Source organism: Idiomarina sp. 29L (assembly GCF_004123135.1).
Classification (GTDB): Bacteria; Pseudomonadota; Gammaproteobacteria; order Enterobacterales; family Alteromonadaceae; genus Idiomarina.
The window spans coordinates 647,819-669,704 of record NZ_SDJS01000001.1; the positions used below are offsets into that span (position 1 = coordinate 647,819).

General features: G+C 46.8%; 18 protein-coding genes. 5 read left to right on the plus strand and 13 right to left on the minus strand.

Annotated features, from left to right (window positions below):
- Nucleotides 1–5: 5 nt before the first annotated feature.
- On the minus strand, nt 6–3,929 hold the full coding sequence (gene hrpA / locus EST55_RS03180; RefSeq protein WP_129496467.1) for an ATP-dependent RNA helicase HrpA: 3,924 nt from the start codon (nt 3,927–3,929) through the stop codon (nt 6–8).
- 11 nt (nt 3,930–3,940) lie between these two features.
- Complete coding sequence (locus EST55_RS03185; RefSeq protein ID WP_100692046.1) at nt 3,941–4,972, minus strand: isoaspartyl peptidase/L-asparaginase; 1,032 nt, start codon at nt 4,970–4,972, stop codon at nt 3,941–3,943.
- 89 nt (nt 4,973–5,061) lie between these two features.
- Here EST55_RS03185 and EST55_RS03190 point away from each other — a divergent pair, with 89 nt between their 5' ends.
- A complete protein-coding gene (locus EST55_RS03190) occupies nt 5,062–5,301 on the plus strand; it encodes a hypothetical protein (protein WP_100692045.1) in 240 nt (79 codons plus the stop codon).
- 30 nt (nt 5,302–5,331) lie between these two features.
- Here the strand turns inward: EST55_RS03190 and EST55_RS03195 are convergent, their stop codons facing one another.
- On the minus strand, nt 5,332–7,182 hold the full coding sequence (locus EST55_RS03195; RefSeq protein ID WP_129496468.1) for a sensor domain-containing diguanylate cyclase: 1,851 nt from the start codon (nt 7,180–7,182) through the stop codon (nt 5,332–5,334).
- A 207-nt stretch (nt 7,183–7,389) separates the two neighbouring features.
- On the opposite strand from EST55_RS03195, the gene sbcB reads away from it, so the two are divergent.
- Complete coding sequence (sbcB, locus tag EST55_RS03200) at nt 7,390–8,829, plus strand: exodeoxyribonuclease I (protein WP_129496469.1); 1,440 nt, start codon at nt 7,390–7,392, stop codon at nt 8,827–8,829.
- Nucleotides 8,807–10,441 carry a GMC family oxidoreductase N-terminal domain-containing protein gene (locus EST55_RS03205; RefSeq protein WP_129496470.1) on the plus strand — a complete coding sequence of 545 codons (1,635 nt, stop codon included), beginning with the start codon at nt 8,807–8,809 and terminating at the stop codon, nt 10,439–10,441. The genes sbcB and EST55_RS03205 overlap by 23 nt, the downstream gene beginning before the upstream one ends.
- Before the next feature lie 30 nt (nt 10,442–10,471).
- Here the strand turns inward: EST55_RS03205 and EST55_RS03210 are convergent, their stop codons facing one another.
- Nucleotides 10,472–12,805 (minus strand): MMPL family transporter, encoded by a 2,334-nt coding sequence (locus EST55_RS03210; RefSeq protein ID WP_129496471.1) that lies wholly within the window; start codon nt 12,803–12,805, stop codon nt 10,472–10,474.
- Nucleotides 12,806–12,807: 2 nt separating this feature from the next.
- Nucleotides 12,808–13,983 (minus strand): YCF48-related protein, encoded by a 1,176-nt coding sequence (locus tag EST55_RS03215; RefSeq protein ID WP_129496472.1) that lies wholly within the window; start codon nt 13,981–13,983, stop codon nt 12,808–12,810.
- A gap of 162 nt (nt 13,984–14,145) precedes the next feature.
- On the opposite strand from EST55_RS03215, the gene EST55_RS03220 reads away from it, so the two are divergent.
- Nucleotides 14,146–15,495 (plus strand): DUF1329 domain-containing protein, encoded by a 1,350-nt coding sequence (locus EST55_RS03220; RefSeq protein WP_100692039.1) that lies wholly within the window; start codon nt 14,146–14,148, stop codon nt 15,493–15,495.
- Nucleotides 15,496–15,693: 198 nt separating this feature from the next.
- Here EST55_RS03220 and EST55_RS03225 read toward each other — a convergent pair whose 3' ends face one another.
- The 3 genes from EST55_RS03225 to EST55_RS03235 are packed head-to-tail and all read right to left on the minus strand — an operon-like array spanning nt 15,694 to nt 18,112.
- Nucleotides 15,694–16,563, minus strand: coding sequence for an NAD(P)-dependent oxidoreductase (locus tag EST55_RS03225; RefSeq protein WP_129496473.1), 870 nt, complete (start codon nt 16,561–16,563; stop codon nt 15,694–15,696).
- Nucleotides 16,560–17,339: a methyltransferase domain-containing protein gene (locus tag EST55_RS03230; RefSeq protein ID WP_129496474.1), complete on the minus strand. Its 780-nt coding sequence runs from the start codon at nt 17,337–17,339 to the stop codon at nt 16,560–16,562. Before EST55_RS03230 ends, EST55_RS03225 begins: the two co-directional genes overlap by 4 nt.
- Nucleotides 17,340–17,350: 11 nt before the next feature.
- A complete protein-coding gene (locus EST55_RS03235) occupies nt 17,351–18,112 on the minus strand; it encodes a Nif3-like dinuclear metal center hexameric protein (RefSeq protein ID WP_129496475.1) in 762 nt (253 codons plus the stop codon).
- A gap of 139 nt (nt 18,113–18,251) precedes the next feature.
- Here EST55_RS03235 and EST55_RS03240 point away from each other — a divergent pair, with 139 nt between their 5' ends.
- Nucleotides 18,252–18,668, plus strand: coding sequence for a hypothetical protein (locus EST55_RS03240; protein ID WP_129496476.1), 417 nt, complete (start codon nt 18,252–18,254; stop codon nt 18,666–18,668).
- Nucleotides 18,669–18,737: 69 nt separating this feature from the next.
- Here the strand turns inward: EST55_RS03240 and EST55_RS03245 are convergent, their stop codons facing one another.
- The 5 genes from EST55_RS03245 to EST55_RS03265 form a co-directional block, all read right to left on the minus strand.
- The gene (locus tag EST55_RS03245; protein WP_088768092.1) at nt 18,738–18,995 is read right to left on the minus strand and encodes a DUF3912 family protein; all 258 of its coding nucleotides are present in this window, start codon (nt 18,993–18,995) and stop codon (nt 18,738–18,740) included.
- A gap of 78 nt (nt 18,996–19,073) precedes the next feature.
- A complete protein-coding gene (locus tag EST55_RS03250; RefSeq protein ID WP_129496477.1) occupies nt 19,074–19,604 on the minus strand; it encodes a DUF3833 domain-containing protein in 531 nt (176 codons plus the stop codon).
- Entirely contained in the window at nt 19,604–20,122 is a 519-nt protein-coding gene (locus EST55_RS03255; RefSeq protein WP_129496478.1) for a chalcone isomerase family protein, read from the minus strand. Before EST55_RS03255 ends, EST55_RS03250 begins: the two co-directional genes overlap by 1 nt.
- On the minus strand, nt 20,119–20,619 hold the full coding sequence (locus EST55_RS03260) for a DUF2878 domain-containing protein (protein ID WP_100692032.1): 501 nt from the start codon (nt 20,617–20,619) through the stop codon (nt 20,119–20,121). The genes EST55_RS03255 and EST55_RS03260 overlap by 4 nt, the downstream gene beginning before the upstream one ends.
- A gap of 24 nt (nt 20,620–20,643) precedes the next feature.
- Nucleotides 20,644–21,879: a cyclopropane-fatty-acyl-phospholipid synthase family protein gene (locus EST55_RS03265; protein WP_129496479.1), complete on the minus strand. Its 1,236-nt coding sequence runs from the start codon at nt 21,877–21,879 to the stop codon at nt 20,644–20,646.
- Nucleotides 21,880–21,886 lie beyond the last annotated feature (7 nt).

Genomic DNA, 21,886 nt, shown 5'->3' on the forward strand with positions numbered 1-21,886 from the left:
TTATTTCAGCCGCCTTTTTTGATCGCCTCTATGGCCTGCTTCACTCGCTTCTCAGACACTGGATATTTCGTTCCTAACGTCTGAGCAAAGAACGAAACTCTCAGCTCCTCTATCATCCAGCGAATTTCAGCTACATCTTCAGGAATCAAAGCGCCGGTTTTATAACGTTTTAAGACCGCACTATACGCTTCCTGTAAATTACTGAGCGCTATGGTCATTAAGCGATCTTTATTGGGATCCACCGGCAGTTTTTCCAGACGGCGTTGCATGGCCTTTAAGTAGCGCACAATATCCTCGAGCCGTCGTTCACCAAATCTCGCGACAAAGCCCGGAAAAATTAAGTTATCCAGCTGTTCCTGAATGTCGCCTCGCGACTGAATTTGATCGAGCGGAATTTTACCTTTCAGCGCTTTTCGAACATCCTGCGAATGTGTCAGGCATTGTTCAACCCTAAGCGCTATCTGTTCAACTCGTTCGTTCAATTCGCCTCGTACTTGCTCTTTTAAGCGTTCAAAACCTTGTTCGTCTCTTAGCCTATTTCCCGCTTCAAGTTGCTCGTCAATCACCGCATCAACCGCTGCGGCAATACAGTCTTCAATTAGAGTTTCTACCTTACCCCAGGGGTTAAAGTACATCGCCAGCTTCGCTTTATTCGATAGCGATTTTTGCAAATGCTTTACTGGCGACGGAATTTGCTTTAACAATAGTCGACGCAGACCCTGTCGGTGTTGCTGTTCGGCTTCCTCTTTCGAGTCAAACAACTGCAACGCAACCTCACGGCTACCTTTAATCGCTAAGCCAGGATAAGCTTTTATTTCAAACCCCTGTTGTGCTTCTGTCACCACCTCCGGCAAATCGTCAAAGTCCCAGCTTTCAACATCATCGCGGCTGATGTCATCACCGGCGGCCTTTTCCAGACGTTGCTGAACTTTCCCGGACAGCTCGTCTTGTAAACGTTGTAAATCTCTGCCCTGCTTTATGAGCTTTTTGCTATCTAACACTTTAAAATTCATGCGCAAATGCAATGGTAAGCTGCTTTCGTCCCAACTGTCGTCCGGTACGGTTACACCGGTCATACGGCGAAGTTTGTGTGTCATGGCTTCTAACAACGACATTTCAAAGGGCTCAACGTCGGCCATTATGGCGCCAGCAAAGTTAGGGGCAGGCACAAAGTTTCTGCGCAACGCCTTAGGTAGTGACTTAATTAAGTGAGCAATGCGCTCTTCGCGCAGTGCCGGTATATGCCAATCAAAGCCTTCTGGTTTTACCTGATTAAGCACCCCTAATGGAATATTGACACTGACACCATCATCAACCGCATTGGGCTCAAAGTGATAGGTTAGCGGCAAACGCAAGTTACCCTGTCGCCAGAACTCCGGATAATCGTTCTCGGTAATGTGCTCTGTCTCACCGGCAATAAGATCATCTCGTTCAAAAAACAATAGCTTCGGCTCTTCCTTGGCGGCTTTATGCCACCAGCCAGCTAATAGTTTCTCATTGTAAATGCCATCGGGAATGCGCCGTTCGTACGCTTCAAAAAGCACTTCCTCGTCCACCAGAATATCGCGACGCCGTGACTTGGCTTCTAGAGCCTGAACATCTTGAATGAGTTTCAAGTTGTGCTGGATAAACGGTAATTTACGCTGCAGCTGGTTGTTGACCAAGCCCTCGCGGATGAATATCTCTCGCGCCTTAGTTGGCGCCACCGGTCCATACTGCACTCGGCGTCTGGGTACCAGCACCAGCCCCAGCATAGTGACCTGCTCGTCTGCCACCACACTGCCTTTTTTCTTCTCAAAGTGCGGCTCTAAATAGCTTTTCTTCACCAAGTGAGAAGCTGCCTCCTCCACCCATAAAGGGTCTATATCCGCATTAATACGCGCATACAGCTTCGAGGTTTCGACAAGTTCAGCGGTAACCACCCATTTAGGCGGTTTACCAAAAAGTCCTGAGCCTGGAAAAATATGAAACTTAGTTTGCCGCGTACCCTGATATTCATGCCGGTCTTCTTTCATCCCCACTTGCGACACCAAGCCAGAAATGAGCGCGCGATGCACTTGTTCATAAGTTGCTGGCTCTTCATTAATGGAAAAACCCAGTTCCCGCACCGTCTGGCGACTTTGCGTGTAAATGTCCTGCCATTCACGCAACCGCATAAAATGAATAAACTCCCGGCCTACCTGTTTGCGAAGCTGATTACCTGACAGCTCTTTTTGCTTGTCTTTTATGTAATTCCATAGGTTCAGATACGCCATGAAGTCGGACTGCTTGTCATGGAACCGCTGATGCCACTCATCGGCTTTTTGTTTAAACTCATGCGGCCGCTCACGCGGATCCTGTATGCTCAAAGCGGCTGTTATCACCAGCATTTCCCGCACACAGCCATACTGTTTTGCTGCCAACACCATTCGCGCCAACCGCGGGTCTAACGGTAAACGAGAAAGCTGCCGCCCTATTTCAGTGAGCCTTGGCTTTTCCCGCTTTTTACCCGGCTCTATGGCATTGAGCTCTTCCAACAAATTCAAACCGTCTTTAACAAAGCGTTCATCCGGCTTTTGCACAAACGGAAAGTCTCGAATATCGCCGAGGCGCAACGTCGACATTTGAAGAATAACGGCAGCTAAGTTCGTCCGTAGTATCTCCGGGTCGGTATATTCCGGGCGCTGTAAAAAATCATCCTCACTGTACAAGCGAATACAAATGCCCGGGCCAATACGTCCACAACGGCCTTTACGCTGATTCGCGCTGGCTTGAGAGATTGGCTCAATCGGCAAGCGCTGAACCTTAGTTCGGTAGCTGTAACGACTAATCCGTACTGTTCCCGGGTCGATAACATAGCGAATGCCCGGCACCGTCAATGACGTTTCCGCCACATTGGTAGCAATGACAATACGGCGCTGAGAATGTGATTGAAACACTCGGTTTTGCTCGTGAGAGGACAACCGGGCATAAAGCGGCAGTATTTCGGTGTTTCTCAGTTTTAAATCACCAATAGCGTCGGCATAATCACGAATTTCCCGCTCTCCACTGGCAAAAATGAGAATATCGCCGTCCCCTTCACTTTGCAGCTCTTCTACCGCATCGCAAACACCTTGCAAAATATCCGTTTCAGAGGTTTTATTTCCTTCTGACGGGTCGCGATAACGCACTTCCACCGGATAAGTCCGACCGCTAACCGTTAACACCGGTGCGTCATGGAAGTGTTTAGAAAAGCGTTCTGTCTCGATAGTTGCGGAAGTAATAACAACTTTTAAGTCCGGACGTTTGGGCAGCAAGGTGTGTAAAACACCCAGCAAAAAGTCGATATTTAACGAGCGTTCGTGCGCCTCATCGATAATAATCGCGTCGTATTGCAGTAATAACGGATCCTGCTGCAGCTCGGAAAGCAACATACCATCGGTCATTAGCTTCACAGCAGTCGTCGGTGCCGTTTCATCCTGAAAGCGAATTTTGTAACCGACTTGCTGTTTAGCGTAATCCTGAAGCTCGTCGCCAATGCGCGCGGCAACACTTCGGGCCGCTAAACGTCTTGGCTGTGTATGACCTATGACACCTTGGCGACCATAACCAAGCTCCAACAGCATTTTCGGTAGCTGAGTCGTTTTACCCGATCCGGTTTCACCAGCGACAACCACCACCTGATTGTCCTCAATGGTTTTTTTTATATCATCTCGCTGCTGTGCAACCGGTAAATTTTCAGGGTATTCAATATGAAAAGACTGCTCACAGCGCTGTAAGTAATTCAGCTCCGCCTGCTCAATGTCGGCCTCGATGGCTCTGAGCACTTTTTGCTGCTTCTTTTCATCTTTTATTTTCACCAGCCCACGCAAACGACCGCGCAGTTGCGCGGCCTTTTGGTACGTACATTGCTCTAATTGAGACTGATATTTTTTAACGAAAGGGTTGGTATTCGTTTTGTTACGACTCATAAACTCCGAACTTATTCTTCCTCGTTATAAATAGCAATGTGCGTGTTACCGTCGCCTTTAAAGTAGCCACGATACATACCTTCGGTATTGAACGGCATGGCCACATTGCCCTCGGCATCAATAATAATCACGCCACCGGTACCTCCGGCTTGCTCCAGCACGCCATGAATGACTTCGTCGCCGGCTTCACTGACCGAGAGGCCTTTGTACTTAACCCGCGAACAAATATCTGCTGCCACGTGAAAGCGAATAAAATACTCACCGTGCCCAGTAGCGGATACCGCACAACTGTCGTTATCCGCCCAAGTGCCAGCACCAATAATAGGGGAATCACCTATTCTACCATAACGCTTCGCCGTCATGCCGCCTGTTGACGTACCGGCGCTTAATAAACCGTTTTTATCGACCGCTACAGCGCCAACCGTACCGTATTTATAATCTAAATCGAGATACTCCCAGGCTTGCTGCTCTGGCTGCTCACTTGCCTTAATTTTTTCTTTGGCTTTTAACAGCTGTTGATAGCGACGTTCCGTATTAAAATAGCTGTTATCGACCAGCTCTAAACCTTGCTGTTTGGCAAATTGTTCAGCGCCTTCGCCACTGAGCATGACGTGTACCGACTCTTCCATCACCTCACGTGCCAGTTCAATAGGACTTTTCACGGTTTTTACACCAGCGACTGCGCCCGCGTTACCCTTTTCGCCTTCCATTAATGACGCATCCAGTTCGTGTTCACCGTCCCAGGTATAAACAGCGCCCTTGCCCGAGTTAAACAAAGGGGACTCTTCCATCACTTGGATAGCCGCAATAACCGCAGTGGTGCTGTCACCTCCGTCTTTCAATACTGCCCGACCGGCCTCTAACGCTTCGTTCAGTTTGTCTTTGTAGGCTTGCTCTTGTTCATCCGTTAAATTCGCACGCGTAATGGTTCCGGCACCACCGTGAATCGCCATTGCGTATTCAGCACCGTGGTCATCCGCCTGCAACGGCGCTGATCCAATCAGTGCGCCAGCCAGTACCGATAAGATAAATATTTTTTTCATAACTCATGTCCCCTGCTTTTTATTGTATTTCGTCTAGTCTTATTAGAGGGGATAAACACGCATTTAGCAATGCGATTGATGGAGGGATTATGCCAACTTATCGTGTTAACTATGAGCACATTGGTTCAAAAGGCGACATTACCGTTGAAGTACCAACCGAGGCCTCATCGGGCGACCAGCAGCAGTTAGAAGACGCCATTGCCCGTCGCGTAGGCGAACGGATATTGCCACACGCAGAACTTGCCTTTCGTCACGACGACAACCGATCTCTGACAGAAAAATTGAAAAAAGCTTACGACTTGATTATTGAGGATTATGAGCGGGTATAGACTTTTCCCATAGCTTGCGATACCCGTAAGCTATGGGTACAACTTATCACTTTCTGCTATTAAAATACTGTTGCGCTGCCGCTCTTTGACCTGATACATCGCTTTATCTGCGGCTTTAAGAAGCAGCTCTGCTGAATTGCCATGTTCAGGATAAATCGCAATTCCAATGGAAATACCAATAGTCACTTGCGCCTGTTTCAATACAAAAGGACGGTTCATTTCACTGTGTATCTTTGACGCAATTCGAAGGGCTTCGTCCTGAGGCTCGTCTAAAAAGCTGGTACACACAACGAATTCATCGCCGCCACGCCTTGCAATCATATCGCTCTTACGCAGGCTATTTTCCATTCGGTTTGCAACCTGACAGAGTAACTCATCACCTGCATCGTGCCCGTAGGTATCATTCACCGGTTTAAATTTGTCTAAGTCCATAAACAAAATAGCGAAACGACGATTACCGACCTTCGCTTGCTGAAGGTATTTCTCCAAATGGCGGTCAAAGGCCGAGCGATTGAATAAGTGGGTCAGCTCATCATGGTTCACCTGTTCGGTTAATGCATCCTCTTCGGCTAAACGCTCACTGATATCAGTGAATGTCATGACATAGTAATTTAAATGGCCGTCTTCATCACGAACGGGAGATGCAGTCAGCAAACAAGGTAACGAGTCAGCACCATCTTGTTTCAACCAAACCTCACCCTGCCAAACACTGTCCTTTATCAGCTGTTCAGAAAAAGCCTTAGGATTACAAAATTCAGGATCTAACAAATGGATTAGCGGTTGTTTATATAACTTTTGAGGGCGTCTATTAAGAAGTGCCGCAAAACTCCTGTTCGCACGGTAAATAGTCAAGTCGGCCGTTGTTATCACCAATAAGCCTTCACTTTGCTCAAACGCTAGATTAGACACTTTTAGCTCATTGGCAGACTGCGCTATTTGCGAAGTTTGTTCTATTAACTTCCGGGTTAAGGGTTTTATAATTCGAATACCGAGCCAACTAAAGAACAAGCTCAAGCCAAGTAATGCCAAGCCGCCCCAAACCGCTTTATTAATAACGTCTTTAAACATAACCGGCACAGGTATGTTTAGCATCAACTTCCAATCATCAATAGTAATATCTCTGTCGTAACTGACAAAACGATCACCAGAACCCAACGTCACTAAATAAGCGTCATTGGGGCGAAGCTCTTCGACCTTACCTCTCCCCCGTAAACAAGCTTCTTGTTTCGACGCTATCAGCTTTTGTCCGGCTAACGCTATCCGCTCTTTTGTTTTGTCGTTAATGAAACATGTTTCAGCCGACGGTAGGTAGTCTAAAGCAGTTACCCACTGTTTCGGTTTGAAAAATACAATGCTATACCCAACAACTCTGTCACCCATCTTGATTGGCGTAATAAAACGACTTGTCATATACGCAGACACGTCAGGCGTTTGAATTTCGATAAAGTTAAATACGGCGTCAGTGCTTTTTACCAGCGGTAAGGAAGCGCTACTTTCATTGATTGTCACCAGTAGCTTGCCGTCAGCGTCGAGCTCAATAATGGCAAAAATATCGTTCTCTACCGACATGGCATGTTTTAATTTTGGCTCTATAAATGCTTGCGCTTCTTTTCGAGTTGTTGCTTCGTCTGCTAATTCTTTGAGCTTATAGGCTATTCTGGAACGGCTGCTAACTTGCTTAGCAACCGCCAACTGGTGGTCATAAACCTGTTGAATATTAAACGCTTTTAAATCTACCGAGCTTCGCGTTAAACGAATCGTTTGCTGATAGAGCTCCGTCACTAAAGGATAAGCAACGGTCACTGAAACAACAATGCCAGAGGTGAGAATTGCCAATACTATGGCCAAGCTAATTCTGCGCTGTAAATTAAAAAGCTTCATTCAGTCGTTCAGGTAGTAAGATCCTTTCAAGTGTAACATTTTGAGATAACGCAAACTAAAGAGAATAATTAGTAGCTCAGATACCTATACATGAGTAGCTTTTGGACGCTTAGTCATAAGCTCAAGCAAACCGTTAATAATGGCTGAATTCGCGGACAAGCTCATGCTATAGTTTTTCTTTTCTATAGAGCAGCGTAAGCTTAGGTTATGGCACAAAACGAACAAGAGACCTTTTACTGGCACGACTATGAAACTTGGGGAGCCAATCCATTAGTTGACCGTCCGGCGCAATTTGCGGGGCTTCGCACCGACACTGACTTTAATGTGGTTGGCCGCCCGTTAACGCTGTATGTGCAGCCCACGCCTGATTTTCTGCCGAACCCTGAGGCAACCTTAGTTACCGGAATAACGCCGCAGTTGGCGCTAAAACAGGGTGTTAGTGAGGCGGCGTTCAGTAAAGCCATTGCCGAAGAGTTTCAAAAGCCCAACACCACCATTATTGGTTACAACAATATTCGCTTTGACGACGAAGTAACCCGCTCCCTGTTCTATCGCAACTTCTATGACCCTTATGAATACAGCTGGCAAAATGGTAATTCCCGATGGGACTTAATTGATGTCACCCGAGCCTGCTTCGCATTACGGCCTGAAGGTATTAACTGGCCAGACAATGAGGACGGTCAGCCCAGCTTGAAACTCGAGCATTTAAGTGTCGCTAATAACATTGAACACGGCCAAGCGCACGATGCAATGTCCGACGTCTACGCGACCATTGGGCTGGCTAAACTCATTAAAGAAAAGCAGCCAAAGTTATGGCAGTGGGCTTACAGTATTCGCCGTAAGCAAAAGCTGCTTAACCTTTTTAACTGGCAAGTACCTGAACCTCTAGCACACGTCAGCGGCTTTTACGGCACCGTAAACCGGTACTTGTCCGCAATATTGCCCCTGGGCTTTCACCCCAAACAAAACAGTAATGTTATTGCCTGGGACTTGCGCATTGATCCTAAGCTCTTTGCCGATAAATCAGTCGATGAACTTGTTGAGCTGACTTACACCAACCGAAAAGAGCTTGAAGCCCAAGGTGAACAAAAAAGTGGTCTTCAGAATATTCATTTAGGTCGCAGCCCGTTTCTTGCACCCATCAAAACAATTTCTGATGATGCTTCAAAGAAAGCCGAACTCGACATGAATGCGGTAGCTCAGAATGCGCAATGGTTACAAGAAAACAGTGAGTTCAGAGACAAACTGATGCAGGTGTTCGAACAAACGAAAGCGTTCGCACCGAGAGCCGATGTTGACCACCAAATTTACGACGGCTTTTTCTCACCGCAAGACAAAAAACACATGGAGATTATTAGGACGTCTGAGCCACAACAGCTGGCCGGGTTAGATTTGGCTTTTGAAGACTCTCGCATGGAGAAGTTATTGCTACGGTACCGGGCCCGTAACTATCCTTCAACTTTAACAGACAAGGAACTGAATCAGTGGCGTCAGTTCTGTCAGCAACGTCTCATTGACCCGCCGCAAGGGATGCTCTCTGCGGACGCTTTTGCGTTGCGCCTGGAAGAGTTGGCTAACCAGCATCAGGAAGACGCCCACAAGTTGCGCCTTTTAAAATCATTGTATGACTACGTCGCCTCACTCTAACACTCAAAAGTCATACGACTACATTATTGTCGGAGCCGGCTCTGCCGGCTGTACGCTCGCCAATAGGCTTACTGAAAGCGGTAAATGCAGCGTTTTGCTATTAGAGGCCGGAACATCTCATGGTGGGCTGTTTTCTGACATGCCATCGGGGTTTGCCCGCTTTATGCACAGCCGCAAATTTAATTGGTTGTACCGCGCCGAAAAAGAGCCGCATTTAACCACGCCTAAAGGCAGTTATACACCGCGCGGAAAAATGCTCGGTGGCAGTAGTGGAATCAATGCCATGATATACACTCGCGGCCTTGCATCCGACTATGATCACTGGGCCGCTTTAGGCAACAGCGGCTGGAGTTATAGCGACTTAATGCCCTACTTTATCAAAAGTGAAAGCAACAGTCGTGGCGCTAACACCTACCATGGCGCCAGTGGCCCGTTGCATGTTTCTGACGTAATACCTTACTACTCCGTTTCAAGGCAATTTCTAAGCGCCTGTGAGGAATACGGTCTACCTCAAAATACTGACTTTAACGGCTCGCAATTCGAGGGTCATGGCCCTTATCAGTTTACGATGAAAGATGGTAAGCGTTGCAGTGCCTATCACGCTTACCTAAAACCCGCGTTACACAGAGCGAATCTAACAGTGTTAACTGGCTGCCTAACTGAACGTGTTTTATTCTGTGGCAAAACCGCCACTGGCATTGCTTATCAAAGGTCTGGTCAGTCTTATATCACAATGGCGAATAAAGAGGTTATTTTAAGCGCTGGCGCTTTTAACTCACCGCAGATTCTACTGCGCTCTGGTGTTGGTCCGGCTAATGAAATAGAGAATGCAGGTATTAACCTCGTTCATGAGTTACCCGGTGTAGGTAAAAACTTACAAGAGCACGTCGACATCAGTCTGCATTACAAAAACAAAGCCAAAGACGGATTGACTCTGACGCCCTGGAATTTACTGAAGCTTTCGGTGCCTTTCTTAAAATACCTGTTTACCGGTAAAGGCCAATTGGCGCATTCGATTGCTGAAGTTGGCGCCTTTTATCGCTCATCAGAGGCGGTTAACGAGCCCGACATACAAGTCCATTTACTGCCCGTAATGTTCAATGACAGTGGTTATGACTGGCTACCCACGCTAGTCAACGGCTTCACCTGTCACGTCTGCCTGCTTCGACCTAAGTCTCGTGGCCAGGTTCAGTTAAGTCCAGATAGTCCAATGGGAAAGCCGACAATAACTTATGGCTTTTTAAAAGAAAAAGACGATCAACAAGCGCTGTTACATGGAATAAAAAAAGCCTTTGAGATAATGAAACAACCAGCGCTCGCAAAACACAATGGTGGGCGTTTATTTCCAACCGAAGGGGCGACAAACGATTCGCTACTACTTGAAGAAATTAAGTCGAGGACAGGGCTTATTTACCACCCAGTCGGCACGTGTAAGATGGGTCCTGACAATGATTCAGAAGCCGTTGTCGATGCGTCGCTGAAAGTACATGGCATTAAGCATTTACGGGTCGTCGATGCGTCAATTATGCCCACGGTTATTAGCGGTAACACCAACGCCCCCACTATCGCCATTGCAGAAAAAAGCGCCGACTTAATAAAAGCCGACGCTTAGTTTTTTCCACCATTTTTCCGTTAACCGAAGTTACTGCTCGTTTTTACTGCCTACTCGGAATAAACGCGCCAATGCCGGAATAAGAATGAGCGCACCCAACATATTCCAAAGGAACATGAAGGTCAGCAGTATGCCCATATCCGCCTGGAATTTAATGGGCGAGAATATCCAGGTTGCCACACCTATTGCCAGAGTAAGCCCCGTAAAACCAACGGCCTTACCCGTATTATCCAGCGAATATTTATAGGTGTCCTGCAGTGACATTCCCTGCTGTAAGCCTTCTTTCACTTTACTGTAAATATAAATGCCGTAGTCGACACCAATACCGACACCCAAGGCAATAACCGGTAAAGTTGCGACTTTAATGCCAATGCCCAGCACGGCCATTAAGCCTTGACTCATGACGGTGGTAAACGCCAACGGTAAAATAATACAGGCAACAGCTCTTAAGCTGCGGAAACTGATGAAACAAAGCACAATAACCACACCATACACCCACAACAGCATTTTGTTCTGAGCTTTGGAGATAACATCGTTCGTTGCCGCTTCAATACCCGAGTTACCGGCAGCCATGAGCAAATCTAGCCCTTCCTGTTGGTAACGGTTATTGAAGCTTTCCACTGAGTCGACAACGGTTTGCAGAGTTTTTGCTTTGTGATCATCCAGATAAATGATGATAGGCGCCATTGAGCAATCGTTATTAATTAAACCATCAGGAATGCGGCTTAATGATGCGTTAATAACATATTTGTTGCGGTTCAGACTGAACCACTTCAGGTTCCCCTCATTAATACCGAACATGCCCATCTTTGACACGTAGACGACGGATTTAACGTCTTGCACACCCGGGGTGTTTTCCATGTGCCAACTAAAGCGCTCCATTAGCTCCAGATTGTCATAAGCAATGCATTGCTCTGGCGCTGACGCTGCCATAACAACAAAGATATCAGTACTTGAGCTGTAGTTGTCGACAATAAAGGCGTTATCCTGATTGTAACGACTGTCAGGACGCAACTCTGGCGCCCCTTTATCAAGGTCGCCAATCTCCATGTTCTGGCTATTAATTAAGCCCCAGGCCAACATTGCTAATGCAACGGCTACTGCGGAATAAGCCCATTTAGGTTGAGTGAACTTAGCAAACAACTCAAATATGGGGTGACGTTCGCCTTCTATGCGCTTCTCATACTCTACGCCATTTTTAGAAGTGCCCAGGTACGACATTAAAATTGGCAGTAGACCCAAGTTAGTCAACACGACAACCGCAACACCAATACTTGCGGCAATCGCCAGCTCTTTAATGACTTCTATGTCAATAACCATGAGTGTGGTAAAGCCAATGGCGTCACTTGCCAGTGCCGTTAGACCCGCAACATAAAGCCCGCGGAACGCTAGCTTGGCAGATTCAAGCTTGTCAAAACCGGCAACGCGGTTATGACTAATCGCATTGATAACCTGAACACCGTGCGATACTCCTATCGCAAAGACCAGGAATGGTACCAGCATCGAATAGGGGTTAATACCACTGCCTATCAGCTTAATAATGCCCAGCTGCCAAAGTACCGCGATAATAGAGCAGCCAAGTACTGTAAAAGTACTTCGCCAGCAGCGACTGTAGGCATAAAGCATCGCTAACGTAATAGCAATAGCCAGCAAGAAGAACAAACCGACCTGCTCAGCGCCTTCAATGAGATCACCAATGAGCTTGGCGAAGCCGGTAATGTGAATAGCAATGTCTTCACTTTGGTATTTTTCGCGGACCAAGGTTTCCAGCTTTTCTGAAAACTCCTGATAGTCGAGCTTTTTGCCCGTTTCCGGATTAACTTCATCAAGTGGTACATAAATGATGGTTGATTCAAAGTTATTTGCAACGAGGTTACCGACTTCACCAGAGCGCAGAACGTTAGTTCGTAGCTTCTCTAGCGACTCCTCGCTGCCATCATAACTGTCCGGAATAACCGGGCCACCCACAAAGCCTTCTTCGGTCACTTCCATCCAGCGGACATTAGGCGTCCATAAACTTCTTAAGCCTGAACGATTAACGCCCGGAATAAAAAAGACCTCATCCGTAATTTCCTGCAGTTTCTTTTGAAACTCGGCGTCAAAAATATCACCGTTTTTATGCTCAACAGCAATACGGACAACGTTACCTAAGCTGGCAAGGTCATCCTGATACTCAAAATAGTTTTGAATAAACGGATGATGCGTTGGAATCATCTTGGTCAGGCTGGCATCGGGACGAACCTGCGCCGCGTTGTAACCAAGAAAAACGGTAATCAGTAAGAATATAACCAGCCAGGGCGCACGAAATCCGAAAAGTAACTTCTCGATAATTCCCGCCGGCTTTTTCGATATTGGATTATCCATTGTTACTGCGCTCCTTGTTGAGATGCCAACGCTTCGTCCTCAGTCACTTTAGCCGGCCAATGTAATAACCCGCTACGTCCCGTCATTAACCACTCTCCGTCGTTAACGACGACAATGTCTGTCATTACGGAGCCACTAGGGTGTCTGAGCGCCTCAACATTAAGCTCGGCATCAACTTTTAAAATCGTTCCAGAATGTCCGACAATGAGCTGATCGCCCGACTCCGTTGCAACACCAGCAGACAGGTTAACGCCAGTGCCCGTTTCAATTTGCTCAAAAGACTGACCTTTGTCCGACGAAACATAAGCGTTCCCACGAAGACCATAAATCCATAAGTTATCCGCATTATCTAAATGTGCGCCAAATAGCGAGCCCCTGTAGGGCGACTCTAAACGCGTCCAGTTTTCGCCTTTATCGTCACTGCTAAATAACAGTCCTGCTTCGCCAACAATGAAAAAGTCATCGCCACGAGCAATAATGGCATTTAAATGATAACCACCGGGGTTGTCCAGCTTGTCGGAAATAACCTGCCAGTTTGCTCCACCATCAGTGGTTTTCAGGAAGGTTCCGTAAGCGCCGATAGCAAACGCCGTTTGTTCATTGAGTGCCAGTATGTCTAAAAATGGTTTGCTGGGACCTTCTTCCTCTGCCACTTCAATATTACTGATTTGAAACTGAGCTTCTTCCAGCTGCCACTCCAGTTCGCCGATAACCTCTGGATCTTCTTCTTTTTCAATTTGAGCTTGAAGAGCTGACACTTTTTTCTGATAAAACGCCTTTTCCAACTCCATTAATTGAAAACCATCTAATTGACGTGTCCAGCTTTGGCCGCCATCTTCAGTTGTTAAAATGACACCATGATGCCCCGTCGCCCAACCCTTTTCAGCGTTCGCAAAATCAACACTGGTAATGAGTACGCTGCTATCAACATCTGCCTGCACCCAATTGCCATCACTGTCCTGACGAATCACATTCCCGTGTGCGCCAACAGCAACAAGTTGTTGACCATTAGAAGCAATTTCAATAAGTACTTCACTTCGTATTTCGTCAGACGACAGCGCTGGTGCACTGATAACTTCGTAGTCAGTGTTTGTTGTTGTATCGCCGTCCTGGGCATATACCGCGGTGCTAAAAAACGCCCCCAACAACAGCCCGGACAGGGCAAAAGACGAACGCATGGAACCTCCTGGGTACTCAAAATGTCATAGGATTGTATAAGCTCAAGATAATTTGAAAACCTTTTTTCGTTAATTTCGTGCTTTTTTTCGTTAAAGTATTGCCTGAGAGGTCAGTCCTCTGGCAAAGTGATGTTGGAAAGTAGAACAACAAGGAAAATCATAATGAATAAACTGATGCTAAAAGCTGGCGTTTTCGCCATGTCGGTGATTTCCGCGAGCGTTGCGGCTAAAGTATCACCTGAAGAAGCCGCACGGCTTGGTCAAGACTTAACCCCTATTGGTGCTGAGAAGGCAGCAAATGCCGACGGTTCTATCCCCGCATGGGACGGTGGTTACTCTGATCACTCCGTAGAAGTTGTTCGCGGTAATGACCCGTTTGCTGACGAGAAGCCACTATTCACGATTACTAAAGATAACCTGGCTGAGTACAAAGACAACTTAACGCCGGGTCAGGTTGCAATGTTCGAGAAGTATCCGGACTATAAAATGCATGTTTACCCGACACACCGTACGGCGACTTACCCCGACGAGTTGTGGCCAAAAATCAAGTCAAATGCTGAAAACGCAGAAATGGTTGCAGGCGGTAACGGCCTGGAAAACTTCGACACCACCATTCCGTTCCCTATTCCTCAGAACGGTTTAGAGGTTGTTTGGAACCATATTACTCGTTATCGCGGTGGTGCAGTAACACGTAACATTGCACAATTTCCAGTATTGGCGAATGGTGATTACGTAACCGTTGAGCTGAAAGAAACACTGGCATTTCCTGAATACTTAGAAACAGGTCGCCAGGAAGCTGACGACAACATCCTGTTTTACTTTATGCAGGAAGTTGAAGCACCTTCGCGCTTAACCGGTACCGTTCTGTTGGTTCACGAAACCATTAACCAGGTTAAAGAAGGTCGTCGTGCGTGGATTTATAACGCAGGTCAACGCCGCGTTCGTCGCGCGCCTAACGTAGCTTATGACGGTCCGGGTACCGCGTCCGATGGTCTGCGTACCTCAGATAACCTTGATATGTACAACGGTGCTCCTGACAAGTACAACTGGGAGCTTAAGGGTAAAAAAGAGATTTATATCCCTTACAACAACTTTAAGATCATGAACCCTGAATTAAATTATGAAGATATCATTCAGGCTGGTCATATGAACCAGGATCTTATTCGTTACGAAAAACACCGTGTCTGGGTCGTTGAAGGCAGCCTGAAAGAAGGCGAACGCCACATCTACTCAAAACGTACTATGTACATTGACGAAGATAGCTGGACAGCGTCTATCATCGACCATTATGACGGTCGTGGCGAGCTATGGCGTGTTGGTGAAGCTCTGAATACTCAGTTCTATAACCAAGACGTACCATGGATGGCTGCCGAAGCACTGTACGACTTAAACTCTGGTCGTTACATCTCGCTTGGCTTGGGTAACGAAGAAGACCCATATATGGAGTGGGATATTGAAGTAAGCCGTGACGAGTTCACTACTAACGCTCTGCGCCGTAAAGGCTTTAGATAAGTCGAAACAGGCGGCAAACCATCATAAAAGGAGACTCTCATGAGTCTCCTTTTTTATTGCCAGATGCTCTTTTTTGACACCTCACCTGATGCAGTAGCATCAGGCTACCGCCTGTGTGCTGTAGCCTGACGTTATTACGTCAGGTCCTAACCTTCAGCATCTCACCTGATGCAATAGCATCAGGCTACCGCGGTTATTTTATTTTTCCAGGCGGGCCAACAGGCTTGAGGTGTCCCAGCGGTTGCCGCCCATCTTCTGGACGTCAGCGTAAAACTGATCGACTAATGCAGTTAATGGCATGGAGAGACCTTGTCTGTCGGCTTCGTTCAACGCAATTTTTAGGTCTTTGCGCATCCAGTCTACCGCAAAGCCATGCTCATATTCGTTATTCCACATCGTTTTATAACGGTTCTCCATTTGCCAGGAGCCCGCAGCGCCTTGACTTATTGCAGCAATAAGTTTGTCAGGATCTAGCCCTACTTTGCGCGCTAACTGTAAACCTTCGGACAAGCCTTGAACCACGCCGGCAATACAAATTTGGTTCACCATTTTAGCTAATTGCCCGGCTCCAGCGTCGCCCATTAATTCACGTGTTTTGCTATAACACGCCAATACATCGCTGGCTGCATCAAAAACCGCCTGTTCACCGCCAATCATTGCCGTTAACACGCCATTTTCAGCACCAGCTTGTCCACCAGATACCGGCGCGTCCATAAAGTGACCACCTTGTTGGGCAACCGCTTCGTTAAGCTCTCGAGCCAACTCTGCCGACGCGGTGGTATGGTCAATAACAATAGCGCCATTTTTTAAGCCAGCTAAAATACCATCGTCTCCATAAAATACACTGCGCACATCGTCATCGTTGCCAACGCAAACCAAAACAACATCCGCACTTTTAACCGCTTGTGCCGGTGTTTCACCATAGCACCCCTGGTACTCGTTTACCCAGGCTTTCGCTTTGCTTTCCGTACGGTTATACACACACGTATCAAAGCCCTGCTTTTGCAAATGGCCCGCCATAGGGTAGCCCATAACACCTAAACCAATAAATGCGCACTGTTTTGTCATTGTTCGTTCTCCGGTTTTTTTATCAACCAATGTTGGTAGCGCCCTAAGTCGCGATAAGGGGGTTGCTGGTTATATTTCAACTCGATGGCGAGCAGCTCGTCGAAACGCTGCTGATCATCAAGGTTTCTCAAGTAGTCATGAAAGCAACGAACCCCGGTTTTTTGGGTCACTTCCAGCCCAAGCTTATGCACGATGTTTTCAACGTCTTTCGGTACCAACGGGTTCTGTGGACTTAACCGCACCGTTTTTTTAACCTTTAAGCCTCGCTCGATATAATCAAAGTTACCGTAAACCGCATTAGCAAACAGTTTGGCATTACGGTTGTAAAACATCAGTGAAAGTGTACCGCCCGGCTCTAGCAACGCATTCAATTGAGTCAATGCTGTTTCGGCATCTGGCACCCATTCCAAAACTGCGTGGCAAAGCACTATTGGAAATTGGCTATCATTACTTGCTAACGTCGCTAAATCGGCAGTTTGGTAGCGGCAGTTAGCGGCTAACCCGAGCTCTTCATGACGCAACCGAGCGGCTTCAACCATTTCTTCAGAAATGTCCGTATGCAACACATCGAAGCCTCTTTCTAAAAACCACTCGTTCGCCTGACCAAGACCCGCGCCGACATCCAACACGCTACGCGTCTGACCGCTCAAAAAAGGCTGCAAATCTCTTTTAAGAACCGCCATTCTCAAGCGCCCTTTTGTGCTGTCATAAATGTTCTTAGAAAACTTTTTGCTAATACCACTAAAGTCGCCACGTTGGCGTTTTTCGTTGTTCATTCATGCATCGCCTAGGCCGGACTGTCTATATCGATAAAGCGTACATCCAAACCAAACTTGCCAGCAAGATGTTCACCCAGTGCTTTCGCGCCATAACGCTCAGTGGCATGATGCCCTGCGGCATAAAAACCAATACCCTGCTCGCGAGCGCTATGAATTGTCGGCTCTGAGACCTCGCCAGTAATAAAAGCGTCGACGCCCAATGCGGCGGCCCTGTCGATAAAGCCTTGCCCACCGCCGGTACACCAAGCTAATGTCTGAATAGGGCGAGTCGGCTCTACCCAGCACGTGAGTGGGCGTTGTAATTTGCTCTCAAGTTCATTTGCGAATAGCTGCCCTGTCATTGATTCACTTACCGAACCAATCACTAAAGGGCACGCCGGGTCACTCGAGTCGACCGGCCCATCCATTTGCCACCCCATCAGCTTTGCTAACTGAGCGTTATTACCTACCTCAGAATGAACATCGAGCGGTAAGTGATAGGCAAACAAGTTAATGTCGTGCTTCAGCAATTGCTTTATACGGTTTTTTTTCATGCCGGTGATAGGCTCAGGTTCTCCCTTCCAGAAATAACCATGATGCACGAGAATAGCATCGGCCTGCTCTTCCACGGCCTTATCTATGAGCGCCTGACACGCTGTCACTCCAGTAATGACTTTACCAATAGATTCGGTACCCTCAACCTGTAACCCGTTTGGGCAATAATCTTTTATTGCTCCACTGTTTAAATACGAATTTAAATACTGGTGAAGTTCAGAACGCTTAACTGTCATACTGCTTTCTCGCTTAAAAGGCCTGAAAAAACGTTATATTAACGTAAATTAGACAATAATCCGAAAAAACGGTATAAACAAAGTGTGAAGCTTTTTTAAGCAGAGTTTTAAAGTAACCCTTGAATAAAGGAAAATTTGCATGAGCAAACTGGATAAAGAAAAGGTACTGGCGGAATATACCGAAGCTTACGAAAAAGCTCATGGTAAAAAGCCAAAAATTGAAGCAAGCAACGGTTGGTACAGCGTTGATGGTGGCAAAAACGTCCGCTTGGCTCAGCTTGACGAAGAAGCCAAAGCGTTAGCAAAAGGCAAATCGGCTAAAGCTGAGAAAGCAGCGCCTAAAAAGGCAACGGCGAAAAAGACGGAAACTAAGCCTGAAAGCAAAAAAACAGCCCCTAAGAAAAGCGCTACTAAGAAAGAGGCGCCTAAAAAAGCGGCCGCGAAAAAGCCTGCTGTTAAAAAATCAAACTCTGGTGGCTTAACTGCGAAAGAACTGTGGAAACAGAAGTTAGATGACAAAGGCACTGACTGCCGTCTCCCCCGTGGTAGCGCATAAACACAGCCCTCTAATCCAATAAAAAAGCGACATTCAATGTCGCTTTTTTATTATTTAATGCATTGTCTATTACAGAACGTCTGGATTTTTGCCCGCCACACGGTCAATCGGCACCTTAATTTTTCGGTAACGATGCACCAAAAAGTCGCTGCGTTTGAAAATGACTTGCTCAGAGCCAAAGTCTGCCTGTGACACTAAATAACGCTCGTTATCCATGACCTTAGCAATAATGCCAAGCTTGCCCTGATGAGGACCTCGCTTGATAAATACTGTTTGTCCCTGAATACGCGGGTTATTGTAGGTAAATGACGGATAATTAATTGCCACAGCCGATTCCCAGATTACAGTTTAACACTCACGTGCATTATACGTTTGTTATCGGCTTATGACAGGGTTTCTTAACCTTTATTTTTTACCAATATAAAGCGTGATTTCACCAACCGGAATGCCCCACTTATACATGTTGGTACGGTTGATCATATTATCTTCATCAACCAAATACAGCCAGTCATCTAAAGTCAGTACCAGAGGCTCGCCGTCCATTTGTACTTCTAACTGATACTCCCAGTTAAGAACGTTACCTGCGGTTGTACCTTTTGCCACGCCTTCAACGTCATCGGCTCGCCCTTCATAACTATTTTCACCGGTTTTGGTAATGTACCAAATACGACGCTGTTCACGGCCGTCGGCGTAGGTAAAATATTCGTCCAGCTTTCCTTCGTTACCGTCCCAGGTTCCAGTCATTTCAACAGTGAAGCGTTGTATCACTTCACCGCTGTAGTCCTGAACCATGCCATAAGCCACTAAGTCGCCTTTGAAAAAATCTTCGAGCTTTAAGACAGGCTTGGCTGACTTGTAAGTGTCTATGCTAGTTGAGCAAGCGGCTAACAAGGTAGCAACACTGACCAGAACAAGTACTTTTATTAACTTAACCATTATTTCGCTCCCACAAGTTCGTTACGCTCTTCTTTGAAGCGACTTTCCGGAGACAACCATATCGCTAAAAACTGATCGGTAAACGCCTGGCTCTCAACTGTGCCTAACAATTCTTCGCCTTGATAGAACTCGGCATAGCCGTTATCACTTTCCACCAGGAGCAGACAGTCACCTTCTTTAATGTCAGGCCAGATAGTCTTTAATTTTGCTAACCATTCGTCATGCTCTGAAGCGTCCAGCTCTAACTTTTGCCACTCTTCTTCGGTCGTTTCGATGAGCTCATCAGCGTCAATATCTCGCAAATAATTCAGCTTAAGCGCCTGACGTTCACTTTTTTCATACGCACCCGATGGGCTATAAAGCGTCGCATCATAGACATCCCAAAACAGAACACTGAGCCGGGTTTCTCCGACTTTAGAAAAATCCCCGGGCACCGACGCCTCGCAACTGGCCGCCAACGCAGAAGCATTCACGGCACTTAATATCAGCGTCAATGCCGCTGTCAGATAACGTTTCATGGCAATATCTCCTTACGTTCATTAGGCTTAGATGTCATAAGATAGACGAAGTAGCCCATCATCAATGACCATACAGCGGCATAGGTCACAACCGTTACCAGCGTTGACTCAATAGCGGCGGCACCGAACTGAACGCCGGTCATATAAGTCACGGGCCCTGAAACCGCGCCCGCGATCAACGCCAGCCACGTCTTTTTTGCCAGCCAGTCAAGTGCAACTGGTGCCATAGCTGCGAAACCAAGCCACAATAAAGCCAGCCATAGCGGGAAATAACCGCCTTCAAAATCAATGACTCCCAAACTAATGCTAATAGCTTCCAATAAAAGGCCCACCGCAAACAGGCGAGCCATAACTGTCCAGTGAGTATTGCCAATACGTAAGCTATAGACGACTTGTATCAGCACTAACGCGACTGTCAGCCAAAGGTAATCGCCACGCCCAACAACCGCGCTGAACCAAATACCATTGAACAAAACAAAACTAATAATCTTGTGCATAAATACCTTCCGCCCAGGTCTTGATTAAAGCTGACTCTTGTCCGCAACAACTTGTACCACCGACACGCGTTTTTCCAAGAAGCCACCTTCGCAATAACTAAAGTAATAGTTCCACAGTCTTGAGAAACGCTCGTCATAACCAAACTTGGCTAACTCATCTGCCTTTGCATTAAAGTTCTCCGCCCAGATATTCAGCGTTTTCGCGTAGCTTAGACCAAAGTCAAACGTATCTCTGACCACCATATTGGTATGCTTTTTAAACAACTGAGTCATCTGGCTTAGCGACGGTAGAAAGCCACCCGGGAATATGTGCTTCTGAATAAAGTCGACAGAGCGGGCATACGCTTTCTCACGCTGGTCCGCTATGGTAATGGCCTGCAACGCCATTTTACCGTGGGGCTTTAATAATCGGTTGCAAGTTTTGAAGAAGGTTGGCAAATACTGCTTACCGACCGCCTCTATCATTTCAACCGACACTAACTTGTCGTACTGGCCTTTTAAGTCCCTATAATCGCTTTTGAGCAAAGTCACTTGCTTTTCTAAGCCTTCTTTCTCAACTCGAGCTTTTGCATACTGGAACTGCTCTTCTGAAATGGTCGTGGTGGTTACTTTGCAACCGTAGTTTTTGGCCGCAAAAACGGCCAAACCGCCCCAGCCGGTACCAACTTCCAGTAAATGATCGTCTTTTGTCAGCTCTAAAGCGTCGCACAGACGTTTCATTTTGTTTTGCTGCGCGGTATCTAAGGTGTCTTCTTCACTTGAAAACAACGCACTGGAGTACTGCATCGCGTCATCTAGAAAACGAGTGTACAGTTCGTTACCCAAGTCATAGTGAGCCGAAATGTTTTTCTTTGCTTGTGACTTATGGTTTCTGTTTGACCAATGTTGGTACTTATTGAACGGATACGTCAGCCACGCGAGTCGCGTTTCAAGCTTGTCCAGTGCGGGCAGGTTACGGGCAAACACGCGAATAACGGACGTTAAGTCATCGGTTTCCCAACTCCTATCAGTATAAAGCTCGGCCGCACCTATGCTTCCACCGGTCACTAAGCGGCGATAAAAGTCCGCGGACAGCACGTTAATTGTCGCGCTTAAGTCAGCGTTTTTCTCACCAAAACGCTCTATCGTACGTCCGTTTTCAGCGATAACCAACTCGCCTTTTTTTAAATGGCGTAATAACGTAAACGCCACGTTGCGAAATTGATTATTCCAAAACCCGCGCTGAACTTGAGTTTCCAATGCCACTTCACTGCCAGGCATAATACTT

What these genes read in the sequence shown, in the direction of transcription:
- hrpA (WP_129496467.1), bottom strand. Translation starts at nt 3,929, where the DNA reads ATGAGTCGTAACAAAACGAATACCAACCCTTTCGTTAAAAAATATCAG.
- EST55_RS03185 (WP_100692046.1), bottom strand. Translation starts at nt 4,972, where the DNA reads ATGAAAAAAATATTTATCTTATCGGTACTGGCTGGCGCACTGATTGGA.
- EST55_RS03190 (WP_100692045.1), top strand. Translation starts at nt 5,062, where the DNA reads ATGCCAACTTATCGTGTTAACTATGAGCACATTGGTTCAAAAGGCGAC.
- EST55_RS03195 (WP_129496468.1), bottom strand. Translation starts at nt 7,182, where the DNA reads ATGAAGCTTTTTAATTTACAGCGCAGAATTAGCTTGGCCATAGTATTG.
- sbcB (WP_129496469.1), top strand. Translation starts at nt 7,390, where the DNA reads ATGGCACAAAACGAACAAGAGACCTTTTACTGGCACGACTATGAAACT.
- EST55_RS03205 (WP_129496470.1), top strand. Translation starts at nt 8,807, where the DNA reads ATGACTACGTCGCCTCACTCTAACACTCAAAAGTCATACGACTACATT.
- EST55_RS03210 (WP_129496471.1), bottom strand. Translation starts at nt 12,805, where the DNA reads ATGGATAATCCAATATCGAAAAAGCCGGCGGGAATTATCGAGAAGTTA.
- EST55_RS03215 (WP_129496472.1), bottom strand. Translation starts at nt 13,983, where the DNA reads ATGCGTTCGTCTTTTGCCCTGTCCGGGCTGTTGTTGGGGGCGTTTTTT.
- EST55_RS03220 (WP_100692039.1), top strand. Translation starts at nt 14,146, where the DNA reads ATGAATAAACTGATGCTAAAAGCTGGCGTTTTCGCCATGTCGGTGATT.
- EST55_RS03225 (WP_129496473.1), bottom strand. Translation starts at nt 16,563, where the DNA reads ATGACAAAACAGTGCGCATTTATTGGTTTAGGTGTTATGGGCTACCCT.
- EST55_RS03230 (WP_129496474.1), bottom strand. Translation starts at nt 17,339, where the DNA reads ATGAACAACGAAAAACGCCAACGTGGCGACTTTAGTGGTATTAGCAAA.
- EST55_RS03235 (WP_129496475.1), bottom strand. Translation starts at nt 18,112, where the DNA reads ATGACAGTTAAGCGTTCTGAACTTCACCAGTATTTAAATTCGTATTTA.
- EST55_RS03240 (WP_129496476.1), top strand. Translation starts at nt 18,252, where the DNA reads ATGAGCAAACTGGATAAAGAAAAGGTACTGGCGGAATATACCGAAGCT.
- EST55_RS03250 (WP_129496477.1), bottom strand. Translation starts at nt 19,604, where the DNA reads ATGGTTAAGTTAATAAAAGTACTTGTTCTGGTCAGTGTTGCTACCTTG.
- EST55_RS03255 (WP_129496478.1), bottom strand. Translation starts at nt 20,122, where the DNA reads ATGAAACGTTATCTGACAGCGGCATTGACGCTGATATTAAGTGCCGTG.
- EST55_RS03260 (WP_100692032.1), bottom strand. Translation starts at nt 20,619, where the DNA reads ATGCACAAGATTATTAGTTTTGTTTTGTTCAATGGTATTTGGTTCAGC.
- EST55_RS03265 (WP_129496479.1), bottom strand. Translation starts at nt 21,879, where the DNA reads ATGCCTGGCAGTGAAGTGGCATTGGAAACTCAAGTTCAGCGCGGGTTT.